The organism is Staphylococcus sp. AtDRG32, assembly GCF_004365845.1.
In the GTDB taxonomy this organism is placed as follows: Bacteria; Bacillota; Bacilli; order Staphylococcales; family Staphylococcaceae; genus Staphylococcus; species Staphylococcus hominis.
The window spans coordinates 243613-257112 of record NZ_SODE01000001.1 but is presented as its reverse complement, the minus strand read 5'-3'; the positions used below and the strand labels follow the sequence as shown (position 1 = coordinate 257112).

Here is a 13500-nt window from a genome sequence, read left to right as displayed (position 1 = left end):
TCCCCCTAGTTATTTTTGACACTATTTTCAATAATTTTATGTTGAACAAGTTTGTGAATTTCTCCATCACCTTCGGCAGGTGCTGCACGTTGTATTCTACCCTGATAACTTAAATTATATTGATGTCCAACAATAGATTTAAGATATGGGTAAACAAATAACCATGCGCCTTGGTTTTTAGGTTCTTCTTGAACCCAAGCAACAGATTCTAAATTTGGTAATTCTTCTAAAGCTTTTTTAATGTCCTCCTCTGGGAAAGGATATAATCTTTCCACAGCAATAAGTTGTATATTTTCATTAGGTTCTTTTGCTAATGTTTCTTTTAAATCAATAAACATTTTTCCAGAAGCTAAAATGACTTTTGTTACTTTAGCTTTTTGAGCATCTTCAACAATAATTGGTTTGAAACCGCCAGTTGTAAATTCACTAATTGGCTTAGCCACTGTTTTATTTCTTAGCAAACTCTTAGGTGACATCACAATTAATGGTCTCATCGCTTCAGTATTTAAACTTTTAGCTTGTGCACGTAATAAATGGAAGTAGTTACTAGAACTTGATAGATTGACCACTGTACTATTATTTTCAGCCGCCAGTTGTAAGAATCTTTCTAAACGTGCTGATGAATGTTCAGGACCTTGACCTTCAAAAGCGTGTGGTAAGAATAAAGTTAGACCACTACGCTCGCCCCATTTAGCTCTGGCAGATGACATAAAATTATCAAACATCATTTGTGCCATATTTGAAAAATCTCCATATTGGGCTTCCCAAATATTCATACTATTTTTATTTTCAACATTATATCCATATTCAAAGCCTACGACTGCAGCTTCTGATAATGGACTGTTATGCACTTCAAATGTTGCTTTTTGACTTGGTACATGGTGAAGCGGTGTATACGTATTGCCATTGTCTTCATCATGTAGTACAGCATGTCTGTGACTGAATGTACCACGTTCACTATCTTGACCTGTCAAACGAATTGATATGCCATCTTGAACAATTGTTGCAAAAGCTAATTGTTCTGCTTGAGCCCAATCAACTAGACCATTTTCATTTTCAAAAGGCTCTCTACGTTTTTCTAATACTTTATTTAATTTTCTAAATACATGGAAATCTTCAGGATAGTTTAACATTGCATCATTAATTTCTTTCAAATGTTCAAAGCTAAACTCTTTTTCATCACTTTGTAAAGGCAACTGAAGCGATTCTGGTTTATTCATTGCAGTACTATTCATTTTATCTGATTTATCAATTTTATCTTGAGCAGTACGCATTTCTTTTTGTACAGAATCAATCATTTCAGACATTTGTTCTTTCGTTAAAATACCTTCATCTACAAGTTTATTTCCATAAATCACTTCAACTGAATCATGCTTTCTAATATTGTGATATAATGTTGGATTTGTAATAGATGGTTCATCCATCTCATTATGTCCATATCGACGATAACCTACTAAATCAATGACAAAGTCTTTGTGGAATTCTTTTCTAAATTCCATAGCAATATCAATGGCTTCAATTGTCGCTTCTACATCATCTGCATTCACATGAAGAATAGGTACATCATAACCCTTAGCGATGTCTGATGAATACGTTGTAGAACGACCATCAATAGGTTCAGTTGTAAAACCAATTCGGTTATTTGTAATTATATGTAGTGATCCGCCAGTTGAATAACCATCTAAATTACTTAAATTCATTGTTTCAAAATTGATACCTTGACCAGGATATGCAGCATCTCCATGAATAATAATTGGCATACCGTGATGAAAATCTGTAGTTGGTCCACCCGCATGATGTGTATCATCTTGAGCAGCACGTGTTTTTCCTATAACTACAGGTGCTACAATTTCTAGGTGACTAGGATTGTTTGCTAAAGAAATACGTTGTTCAATACCATATGAAGAAGTAGTTTTTACGCCACCCAAGTGATATTTAACGTCTCCTGTCCAACCAGCAGTAAGTTTTAAACTGCCATCTTCAGGTAAGAATTTCATTGGATCCGTGTGCATAAATTCTGAAATCATCATTTCATAAGGTTTTTCTAATACATGTGTTAAAACATTGAGACGTCCCCTATGTGCCATTCCAATTTGAATATTCTGAATGTCCTCTTGAGCAGCACGCTTCAATGTATGTTGCAACATTGGCACTAATGTATCTACACCTTCAATTGAGAAACGTTTTGCTCCGACAAAGTTCTTATGTAGATATTTTTCAAAACCTTCAACATGAGCAAGTGTTTTAAATAAGTTGATTTTTTCATCACTATTAATAGTAGCTTTATAAGGTGTTTCAATACGACGTTTTAGCCAAGTACGTTCTTTATTATTGTTAATATGATTGTACTCAAACGCAATAGAGCCTTTATAACGCTTTTCCATACGCTTTAACGCTTCATAAGCATTATCGTATATATCACTAAAGTGATCTGATACGATACCAGATGAAATATTTTCTAATGTCTCTTTATCTAAATTAAAATCTTCAATTTCTAATTTTGGGACATGCGTTCTTTTAGGCGCATTTACAGGATAAATATCAGCCTTTAGATGACCATATTGTCTAATATTATCAATTAATCGCATGACACGTTTGATTGTGCTATCATCTGCTGAAGTACCACTCCCATCTGTGGTAGACTTAGCTTTAATTTGTGCTTCGCCATTTTTTATTGTACTAAAAAGCACTTGTAAATCATCTGAGACAGAAGTTGGGTCTTGAAGATAATCATCATATAAATCGAGCATAAGACCCAAATTTGCCCCAAAATTTACTGGAGCTTCCGTAACATCCCTTTTATCCTTTGCCATTTTATACCCTCCACAAAATAGTTAAACCGCTTACAAAACTATCATAGCACTATTTTGACTATTGATAAAGACTATTGACTGAATATTATGTAAAAAGAAAAAATTCAATAAAGATAAATTTTTTTAATTTTATATTAATAAAAAAACACAGATTATTATCATCTGTGTTTTTATTTAAAATTGATTTTAAATGTTGTGAATTGATTAAGTTCACTATCTACAGAAATGTAACCTCCATATTGACTCACAATCTTTTCAGCAATTGAAAGCCCTAAACCATTACCACCTTGGCTTCTTGCTCTAGATTTATCTACTCTATAGAAACGATCGAAAATAAATTCTTGATCTTCTTTTGGTATGCCTAAGCCGTGATCGGTAATTTCAATACTTATTTGTTTATTACGCAATTGTGTTTTAATACATATATGCTTTCTCTCTTTATCATATTTCATAGCATTGTCTATAAAAATTAAGATTAATTGTTCAAATTGATGACGATTAATTTGTAAAACTAAAGGTTTTTGTTCTAATTCAATCTCAAATAAATAATCTGGATGCAGTTGTTGAAGTGCCTTAATTCGTGATTGAATTTCTTCATTGATATCAACGTCCTCTTTTTCTAAGGATTGCATATTTACTTTATCTTTGGTTAATAATAATAATTCTTCTACTAGCTTTGTAATTCGATTCATTTCTTCTAATGAAATATTTAAAGATTCTTCTAAAATGTCAGGATCTTTCTTACCCCATCGTTTAATTAAATTTAAATGGCCTTGAATGATTTGAAGTGGTGTTCTTAACTCATGAGAAGCATCTTCAACAAATTGTCTTTGTTGATTAAAAGAGGCTTCAATTTGATACATCATTTCGTTGAAAGTTTCTATTAAATTATCTGTTTCTTTATAACTTGTATCAAGTTCTAATTTATTTTGAAAACCATCGCGTCGTATTTGATTCATTTTATTAGACATTGTTACTAGCGGTTTTGTAATGTTTTTAGAAATGAAATAGCTAATACATGCAGTAATCACTGTAGCGAGTAGACCAAAAACAACAGCAATAATATAAAGTGATTTTACTAAGTTGTTATAATGCTCAAGAGAATGAATAAGTACGCTATAACCTTTAAAGTTTGGACTATGAAGTGGTTCAGTAATAACTAAATATTCTTTTCCATTATTTCGCATTACCTGAATTCGATCGGTTTTTTGTAAATTGTTGTTAGGTATAAACTGAATTGTACTTTCATTAGATGATTTCATTATTCTTTGACCTATATGATTGTAAATAATGACTTCTTCATAATTTTCTAATGAAGCACTTAAATCTAATATCGATATATTATTAATCGGACGCGTTTGAATTAAATTGACAATATCACTTAAACTATGTTCTGCTTCCTCCACTTCTCCTTCTCTTAAAGTATCTTTTAAGAAAAATATAATAATAAGACAAAATAAAATAATTGTCGTAAACATAATCAATGTAGTGATTGTCATCCATTTATATTGTAATGTATGATTTTTCATTATCGAATCACATATCCTACACCACGAACAGTTTCAATGACTTTCTCTTTATTAAAAGGTTTCAATTTATTTCTTAAATATCTGATGTATACATCAACCACATTCGTTTCTACTTCACTATTGTATCCCCATACATGATTTAAAATTTGTTCACGTTGTAATACGTGATTGCGATTCGTTGCTAATAGATACAATAAATCATATTCAGTTTTAGTAAAATCTAATTGCTTGCCATCAACAGTTACTTTAAATGCATCAATATCTATTCTGATACCATTGATATCGATAATATCTTTATGAGGCTGACGACGTAATACAGCGCGAATTCTTGCAAAAAGTTCCTCAATTTCAAAGGGCTTTACTATATAGTCATCTGCACCATAATCTAATCCAGTCACTTTATCGTAAGTATCACTTTTAGCAGTGATGATAATAATTGGTGTTGATTGCACTTGGCGTACACGTCGACAAATTTCTAGTCCATTTATATTTGGTAACATTAAATCTAAAATAATTAAATCAAAATCGTTATTTAATGCTTTTTCTAAACCAGGTTCCCCATCATATTCGATGTCTACTTTATAACCATCATGTGTTAATTCTAATTCAAGAAATCTGGCTAAATTTTGTTCATCTTCTACGATTAAAATATTAGTCATTTTTTCAGACACCTCTTTTTTAATAAACGTATGACTTCTCGTAATATAACCAATATTTTATCATAAAAATTATTTGTTACTAGAATGAATAAAATAAAAAGTAAAATTTTAATTGACAATCATTATCAATAAGTTATAATATTAATTGAAAATGATTATCAATTAATTCTAAGTTTCCCCTATAATTCAAAATACTTAGAATTATAATCATTTTCAAGCCATTCCCCCCTTAATTTATGTGTCCGTAAATATTAATAAACGTTCGTTTTAAAACGATACGTAAATAATAAATAAGTGCGCCAAATAAGGCGCACTTATTTATTGTTTATAAGATTGTAGGCTCATATAATCCTTTTAATACTAAAGTTGAAAGAACGATACAGAAAGCACCTCCGATGATTCCTGCAATAATATCAGTTGGATAATGTACGCCTAAATAAACTCTTGAAATAGAAATGAGTAAAATAAGTGCCGCACATAGTCCGATAATAACACCTTTTGTACTTCCTGATGCTCTACGTTGGGCAATATACATTGCACTTCCAAAAAATGAAGTCGAACCCATTGCATGTCCACTAGGAAAACTAAATCCAGAAATATCAATTAAACGTAGTAATGTTGGACGTTCGCGATCAAAAATATTTTTTAGTAAAGGATTTAATATACCTGATAGTGACATAGTGATAACAAAAAATAAAGCTTCAATTTTGTAACGTTTAAGCATTAAATAAGCAACAAGCATTAATGACAAACAAACCATTGCCCATACTTCCCCAATTTTTGTTGCACCTAATAAAATAGATGTAGTAATAAAACTCTCCGATGCATAAATAAATTCATATACTTCATTATCAATCCATTTGCCTAAACGTGATTCATGGAAAAATGCAATGATGCCAAAGATTAATGTAAAAACAATGAGCAATGTAATGCGTTTCGTTCTATTCATCAATTGGTCCTCCTATATTAAAGCGCATCGTTCAAGATTTTATTAAATAAGTCTTCTTTAGTATAACTTTCTTTATAAGATTCCATTTGATGAATAATATCATTACGGTGAGACTCAATTTGTTTTAGTTGTTCGAGTAATTTGAATTGTGTAAGTTGATCTTCTGGAATCATTTTTCCATATCCTTTGGATTCAAAATATTTAGCATTGTCAATTTGATCTCCTCTAGATTGATCAAGTCCTAGTGGTATTAGCAACATTGGGATTCTTAAAGTCAAGAATTCATAGATAGCATTAGAACCTGCACGACTTACGACTGTGTCTGTAATCGATAATAAATGCGTTAATTCTTCTTTAACAAATTCATATTGGATATATCCTTTTTGTTTATAAGACTCATCTACTAATCCATGCCCCGTCAAATGAATGATTTGATAATCATGTAGTAAAGCTTCAAGATTCTCTCTAATAATATCATTTAATTTTTTACTACCTAGGCTACCACCCATAACAAGTAATACTTTTTTATCTGAATCAAACCCTGTTATTTCATAACCTTTTTGTTGATTACCTTCTTTTAAATCTTCTCTAATTGTTGCTCCTACAAAATCAGCTTTATCTTTAGGTAGATATTTAAGCGTATCTTCAAATGTTGTATATATTTTTTTTGAAAATTTTAAAGATATTTTATTTGCTAAACCAGGAGTTAAATCTGATTCATGAATAATGGTAGGAATATTCAATGAACGTGCTGCTATAACAACAGGAACAGAAACAAATCCTCCTTTAGAAAATAATAAGTCAGGCTTTTCTTTTTTTAGAACGCGACGGGCATCTAAGATACCTTTTAATACTTTAAAAACATCTTTTGCATTTTCAAAAGATAAATAACGACGTAGTTTACCACTTGAAATTGGGTAATATTTAATATTCGAAATTTGTGATTCAATCATTTCTCGTTCAATTCCGTTTTTAGAGCCAATATAAAAAACTTGATGTCCTTTTTCTAATGCAGTTGGAATTAAACTTAAGTTCACAGACACATGGCCTACTGTGCCGCCTCCGGTAAACGCAATTTTAGACATGATTATTAACCTCTATTCTTATATGTTTTTATAATATGCATAGAATGGTGCGCCTCTATTGAATGGATGATAGTCAATTTCTGTTTCTCCTACTTTTTGGAAACCAAATTTCTCGAATAAACCTTGAGCAGGTTTATTTAATGCAAAAGTATCTGTCAGAATCACATGGATATGATGTTCTTCTGCTAATTTAACTGCAAAATCAAATAATTGAGTTGCTGCACCTTTATAATCTTTAGAACCAACTAATCTATGAATAACATAAGCGTTATTTCTATCAATTGGCCATTCTAAATTATCATACCACTCTGATTGTTGTTGGTCGACAACAATAAATCCATAAATAGTGTTATTTTCTTCTAAAACATACAACGTCTTAGTATCAATATCTGCCTTAAAATGTTCAGGAGTTGGGTACTTATCGTCCCACTGATTATTCCCAAATGATTTCATTAAATCTTTTGCTTCTGACACTAATATTTCGATTTGATTAATATCTTCATGTTTACCTAGTCTAATCATATAATAGATATTCCTTTCTATTTTATTAATTTTAATAATTTATCTAAGACCGTGTCTTCATTATTTGATTTTTCAACTAATAATTGAGTGAATTTTTCATTTGTTTTGGTATCAAATTTTCCCGTTTCAGATAGTTGATTATTTGATTGGAATAGTTTAATAGTATTAGCTAATTGATTATCAAATTGGTTTGATTCATCTCCGTTATAATAACCTAAAGCATCTAAACCAATTTTTATTGATTTAACATTTTTATTATTATCGCCAACAGAATATGTTTTATCAGACGGAATAACACTTAATGATTGATACTTAGGAGAATCAATTGTAACATCTGGTCTAATACCTTTTCCATGAATATAATGATCATCAGGTGTTAACCATTTCATTTGTGTATATTTTAATAATGAGCCATCTTTAAGTTCTCGTGTGGTTTGAACGATTCCTTTACCAAATGTTTTTGAGCCATACACTTTAGCTTTATGATGATCTTTCATTGCTCCTGTAAAGACCTCTGACGCACTTGCGGAACCTTCATTTACTAAAATACTCACTTTCATATCTTTAACATCTTTTAAAGCATCATTAGAAGTTTTAATTGCTTCTTTATCATTGCCTTTTTCAAGTTGAACAACAGTCTGACCTTTATCAATAAAAATATTAGCCATTTTAACTGCCTCATCTAATAATCCACCTGGATTATTACGCAAGTCTAAGATGATATTTCGAACACCAGCATTATGAGCTTTTATAATTGCAGATTTTAATTCACCCGCAGTATTCTGTTGGAATTTAGTAATCGTAAATACACCTATGTTACCTTTTTTCTTATATTCCACACTTTTAACATGAATTTTACCACGTTTAATGTTAATATCTTTTTCTTCAGAACCGCGTTTAATAGTTAACTTAACATTTGAGCCTTCTTTACCTCTTACCACTTTAACAACTTGATCTAAAGGTTTACCTACCACTGACTTGCCATTAACTTTTGTGACAATATCTTTAGGTTGAAGGCCAGCTTTTTCAGCAGGAGAATCTTTCATGGGACTTGTAATCATAATATCTTTATTTTTCTTTTGCATTTCTGCACCAATACCTACAAAATCTCCAGATACATCTTCATTAAAGCTCTTTGTTTCAGACTTTGTCATGTATTCAGAATATGGATCTTTTAATTCTTTTACCATACCATTAATCGCAGCTTCAGAAAGTTTACTTGAGTTTTGTTTTTTGTAATAATCTGTATCTAACGTTTTATATGCAAATTCTATTTTTTTCATTTCTTGACGTTCTTCTTTAGTTAAACCACTTAATTTATGATTGATTCCTATCGTCGCAAATACAGCTATAATCGTTGTAATGATAATAACACTTAATAAAATTAAGATAAACTGCCATATTGTCAAATGCATCTTTTTTTTAGTAGATGCATATCTTTTTTCATCTGATTGTCCGTCATGGTGCTCCTCAGAATGATTATTCATAAAATCACTTCCTCTAATTACATCTTGTCTCTTATCATTTTTTATAAAGACATACCTAGTATGTCTTTATTTTTGAGCAAACGCAAATTATAAGAAATTGTATTTCTTAATTAGATAAAAATAAAAAGAGTGGCATATAAATCTAAAATTAAGATTTATATGCCACTCCATATCATATTTAGACATAAAACGAATTTAAATTAGAATTTTAACCATTCTGTATATTCTTCATATAAATCATCAAATACGGACATAGGTAAAGTAATGTCACTTTGCATTTCGATATAGTCTGATAATATGTTGAAGTCACTTTCATGTTTTGGAAACGATAAGTCATTGAAAATGTCTTCGGCTAATTCACCTTTATCATCTTTACGTCCTCTAACCGTTAAGGCAAATTGATAAAATGAATGATCTTTCATTAGCTCATTGTCACATCGACAACTTTAGTTTCACCTTTAATAACAGCTTTAACATCATCGAGTGAAATAGATTCTGTTTGATCAGAATTTGTAATAATAATAGGTGAAATAACTGATTTGGCATTATTTCTAATAAATTCTAAATCGAATTTGAGTAGAGGGTCGCCTACTTGTACTGTATCACCACTGCTAACAAGTACATTAAATCCTTCACCGTCTAACTGCACCGTATCTAAACCAATGTGTACTAAAATTTCAAGACCATTTTTAGTTTTTAAACCAATTGCATGTTTTGTTGGAAAAACATTATCAACTTTTCCAGCAACTGGGGAAACTACTTCACCTTCAGTAGGATTAATACCGAAACCTTCACCCATCATTTTTTGGGCAAATACAGGATCTGGTATATCTTCAATTTTGACATATTCACCTGTTAATGGTGCATATAGTTGAGTTTCTTTATTGACTTCTTTATCTTTACCAAATAATTTTTTAAACATTATTCATCGCTCCTATTTATTAAAATGTGGAATCAAATCGCCATATCCTAATTCTTCTAATTTTTCGTATGGAATAAATTGAATGGCTGCAGAATTAATACAATAACGCAATCCGCCACTTTCTTTTGGGCCATCATTGAATACGTGACCTAAATGACTGTTAGCATCTTCTGATCTAACTTCAGTTCGAATCATACCAAATGATTTATCTACGAGTTCAACAATTTCATCATCATCTAATGCTTTTGAGAAACTCGGCCAACCACAATCAGATTCAAATTTCTCTTCAGAAGTAAATAAAGGCTTACCAGAAATTTTATCTACGTATATTCCTTTATCAAAATGATTCCAATATTCATTTTGAAAAGGAGGTTCTGTACCATTTTCTTGAGTAACAAGATACTCCATATCATTTAATTCGCTTTTATCTTTTTTAATCATTTTGAGACCCCCAATGTGATTCTATAAATGCTTTTCTACCAGAACCGCGTTGATATTGCTCATAATGCATAGGATTTTTTTTATAATAGTCTTGATGGTAATCTTCTGCTGGATAAAAGTTTTTGTAAGGAAGAACGGGTGTGATGATTGGTTTTTTAAAAATACCTTCTTCATTTAGTTGTTGGATTTTTAATTCGGCAGCCTTTTTTTGTTGTTCATCGTGATAAAATATTGCTGGTTCATAGCTTTCGCCTCTATCAAAAAATTGCCCTTTATTATCTGTCGGGTCAAATAGTTTAAAGTAAACATCTAAAATATTTTCAAATGACGTAATATCTGGATTATAAGTAATTTGAACTGCTTCTCTATGACCCGTTTGATTTGAACATACTTGTTCATACGTTGGATTTTCTATATCTCCGCCGCTATAACCTGATACGACATCTTCAATACCTGGGTAAGATGTAAAGGGTTTAACCATACACCAGAAACATCCTCCTGCTAATGTTGCATATGCCATTATATTACCTCCTCTATCTTTCTTTAAATTTACGATATAATGATATTAAATTAAAGTAATTAACTCAGAAATCAATAACTTAAGTGACCTATTATTTATCTATTATCCTCTAACTACGACAAGACCGATAGCGCCTTGACCAGTGTGTGTAGAAATGACTGGTGTCGTTACATTAACATCATAGCTTTGTTGTCCAAATGCTTCATTAAATTGATTTTTTACTTTTTCAACAAATTCAATCGTATTTGCATGTGCAATACCAATCGATTGAATAGTATGATTTTCAATAAATTTAGCAATTTCTTTTTTTAGATATTGAATACTAGAATTTTGAGTACGAGAATTATGTACGATTTCTAAATATCCCTCTCTAAGTGTTCCTATCGGTTTTATTTTCATTATATTTCCGATTAAACCTTTTGTTTTACTGATGCGTCCACCTTTAATTAATTGATTGAGTTGGCCAATAACAACAAATAGTTTAATATTTTTCTGCAAGTCTGAAATATGTTTAATAATTTCTATACTTGAAAGATTAGTATTTACAAGTTCTACTAAACGTTGAATTTGGTATGCTAATCCAAATGAAATTGATTTTGAATCAATCACATTTACTTTTGCTTCAACCATATTGCTCGCTTGTAAAGCAGTCTGATATGTTCCACTTAATCCTGAAGACATATGAATACTAAAGATTTCTACATCGTCATTGTCATTATCAAGTTGTTCATATAATTCAATAAATTTACCAATTGATGGCTGACTCGTTTTGACGTCAGCGTTTTCTTCAATACGTTTAATGTACTCCTCAGATGAGATATCTACTTGATCTACAAATGATTCTTTATCAATAGTTAAATTTAATGGAACGACATGTATGTTATGTTGATTTAAATATTCAGCTGATAAATCTGAGGTAGAGTCTGTAACGATTACTTGTTTAGTCATAATTTCTCCTCTTAGTTTATTTTATTTTCGTACTAAATGTAAAAAGGTATGTGGAATAGTATTTTTTTCATCAAGTTGACCCTCTTCAGAAGATGCAACCGTCCAATCTTCAAATGTGTAGGGAGGGAAAAATGTATCACCTTGATGTTTTCCGTCTACTACAGTGATATACATATCGTCAACTTTATCAATCATTACTTCAAATAATGTTTGGCCACCGAAAATAAAAACATGACCCTCTAAGTTGTAGATATCATCTATTGTGTGAATCACTTCAACGCCGTCAGGTTTAAAATTGTTATCACGAGTTAAAACTACATTTTTTCTATTTGGTAATGGTTTGCCAATAGATTCAAATGTTTTTCTACCCATTACAAGTGTATGGCCAGTTGAGAGTTGTTTTACATGTTTTAAATCATTTGGAATATGCCATGGTAGAGCATTTTTATAACCAATGACACGTTGTTGATCATGTGCCACTAAAATTGACAATGTCATTTATCATATCCCCTTTTAGTTTATTTTTAATTAAAGATAGATTACACAGCAATGGGCGCTTTAATTGCTGGATGAGATTGATAATCTACAAGTTCTAAATCTTCATAATTAATATCAAAGATTGATTGTTCAGAGTTTATTTTTAATGTAGGAGGTGCAAAACTTTCTCTAGAAAGTTGAGTCTTGATTGCCTCTATATGATTAGAATAAATATGTGCATCTCCAAAAGTATGAATGAATTCTCCAACTTCTAAATTACATTCTTTAGCAATTAAATGCGTAAGTAATGCATAACTTGCAATATTAAAAGGCACACCTAGGAAAATATCTGCACTACGTTGGTAAAGTTGACAACTTAATTTGCCATCTTGTACATAGAACTGAAACATTGTATGACATGGTGGTAATGCCATACTATCAATTTCAGTCGGATTCCATGCTGAAACAATGTGTCTTCTCGAATTAGGGTTTGTCTTAATTTGTTGAATAACTGTTTTAAGCTGATCGAAATGATTACCATATTGATCTACCCAATCACGCCATTGTTTTCCATAGACATGTCCTAAATCACCATATTTTTTAGCAAAAGTATCATCATTTAACACTTTCTCTTTAAATTTTTTCATTTCCTGTTGGTACATTTTATTGAAATTTTCATCTTTTTGAGAACGATGTCCAAAATTTGTCATATCTGGACCATGATAATCTTCAGATTGAATATATTTTTCAAAAGCCCATTCATTCCAAATATTATTATTATATTTTAATAAATACTTAATATTAGTATCTCCTTTTATAAACCACAATAACTCAGTAGCAATAAGTTTGAAAGATACTTTTTTTGTAGTGAGTAAAGGGAATCCCTTCGTTAAATCGAAGCGGATTTGATGTCCAAATTTAGAAATGGTACCTGTATGTGTTCTATCATCACGTTGATTACCAATTTCTAAAATGTCATTACATAAATCGTGATAAGCCGAATCAAAAGGATTGAGCATATGTACATCTCTCCTAAATTTTATATTAATTATCATTATACTAGAAAATAGAAAGATATTGAATGAATTATATTATTGAGTATATATTATTTCAAAACATTTTTATATTTAAAAATCTCCAATAATAAA

13 protein-coding genes and 1 pseudogene are annotated in these 13500 nt (G+C 30.6%); all 14 read right to left on the bottom strand.

Features of this window, described 5'->3' with window-relative positions:
- Nucleotides 1–5: 5 nt before the first annotated feature.
- Entirely contained in the window at nt 6–2813 is a 2808-nt protein-coding gene (locus BDW25_RS01290; protein WP_002449843.1) for a 2-oxoglutarate dehydrogenase E1 component, read from the bottom strand.
- 170 nt (nt 2814–2983) lie between these two features.
- Nucleotides 2984–4291, bottom strand: a complete 1308-nt coding sequence (locus BDW25_RS01285; protein ID WP_369962953.1) for a HAMP domain-containing sensor histidine kinase — start codon at nt 4289–4291, stop codon at nt 2984–2986.
- A gap of 50 nt (nt 4292–4341) precedes the next feature.
- Complete coding sequence (locus tag BDW25_RS01280; RefSeq protein ID WP_002449906.1) at nt 4342–5001, bottom strand: response regulator transcription factor; 660 nt, start codon at nt 4999–5001, stop codon at nt 4342–4344.
- A gap of 325 nt (nt 5002–5326) precedes the next feature.
- Nucleotides 5327–5950 carry a phosphatase PAP2 family protein gene (locus tag BDW25_RS01275; RefSeq protein ID WP_049417614.1) on the bottom strand — a complete coding sequence of 208 codons (624 nt, stop codon included), beginning with the start codon at nt 5948–5950 and terminating at the stop codon, nt 5327–5329.
- 17 nt (nt 5951–5967) lie between these two features.
- On the bottom strand, nt 5968–7035 hold the full coding sequence (locus BDW25_RS01270; protein ID WP_049430835.1) for an undecaprenyldiphospho-muramoylpentapeptide beta-N-acetylglucosaminyltransferase: 1068 nt from the start codon (nt 7033–7035) through the stop codon (nt 5968–5970).
- Nucleotides 7036–7053: 18 nt separating this feature from the next.
- Nucleotides 7054–7557, bottom strand: a complete 504-nt coding sequence (locus tag BDW25_RS01265) for a GNAT family N-acetyltransferase (RefSeq protein ID WP_002449870.1) — start codon at nt 7555–7557, stop codon at nt 7054–7056.
- A 17-nt stretch (nt 7558–7574) separates the two neighbouring features.
- Nucleotides 7575–8960: pseudogene (locus BDW25_RS01260) on the bottom strand (S41 family peptidase); the annotation flags it as partial.
- 284 nt (nt 8961–9244) lie between these two features.
- Nucleotides 9245–9466 carry a YozE family protein gene (locus tag BDW25_RS01255; protein WP_002449915.1) on the bottom strand — a complete coding sequence of 74 codons (222 nt, stop codon included), beginning with the start codon at nt 9464–9466 and terminating at the stop codon, nt 9245–9247.
- Nucleotides 9466–9966, bottom strand: a complete 501-nt coding sequence (locus BDW25_RS01250; protein ID WP_002449797.1) for a PTS sugar transporter subunit IIA — start codon at nt 9964–9966, stop codon at nt 9466–9468. The genes BDW25_RS01255 and BDW25_RS01250 overlap by 1 nt, the downstream gene beginning before the upstream one ends.
- A gap of 12 nt (nt 9967–9978) precedes the next feature.
- The gene (gene msrB, locus BDW25_RS01245) at nt 9979–10407 is read right to left on the bottom strand and encodes a peptide-methionine (R)-S-oxide reductase MsrB (RefSeq protein WP_002488510.1); all 429 of its coding nucleotides are present in this window, start codon (nt 10405–10407) and stop codon (nt 9979–9981) included.
- Nucleotides 10400–10927 (bottom strand): peptide-methionine (S)-S-oxide reductase MsrA, encoded by a 528-nt coding sequence (gene msrA / locus BDW25_RS01240; RefSeq protein WP_133944678.1) that lies wholly within the window; start codon nt 10925–10927, stop codon nt 10400–10402. Before msrA ends, msrB begins: the two co-directional genes overlap by 8 nt.
- A 102-nt stretch (nt 10928–11029) precedes the next feature.
- Nucleotides 11030–11875 (bottom strand): DegV family protein, encoded by an 846-nt coding sequence (locus tag BDW25_RS01235; protein WP_049430824.1) that lies wholly within the window; start codon nt 11873–11875, stop codon nt 11030–11032.
- 21 nt (nt 11876–11896) lie between these two features.
- Complete coding sequence (locus tag BDW25_RS01230) at nt 11897–12373, bottom strand: dihydrofolate reductase (protein WP_002449764.1); 477 nt, start codon at nt 12371–12373, stop codon at nt 11897–11899.
- A 41-nt stretch (nt 12374–12414) separates the two neighbouring features.
- On the bottom strand, nt 12415–13371 hold the full coding sequence (locus BDW25_RS01225) for a thymidylate synthase (RefSeq protein ID WP_002455336.1): 957 nt from the start codon (nt 13369–13371) through the stop codon (nt 12415–12417).
- Between the last annotated feature and the right edge of the window lie 129 nt (nt 13372–13500).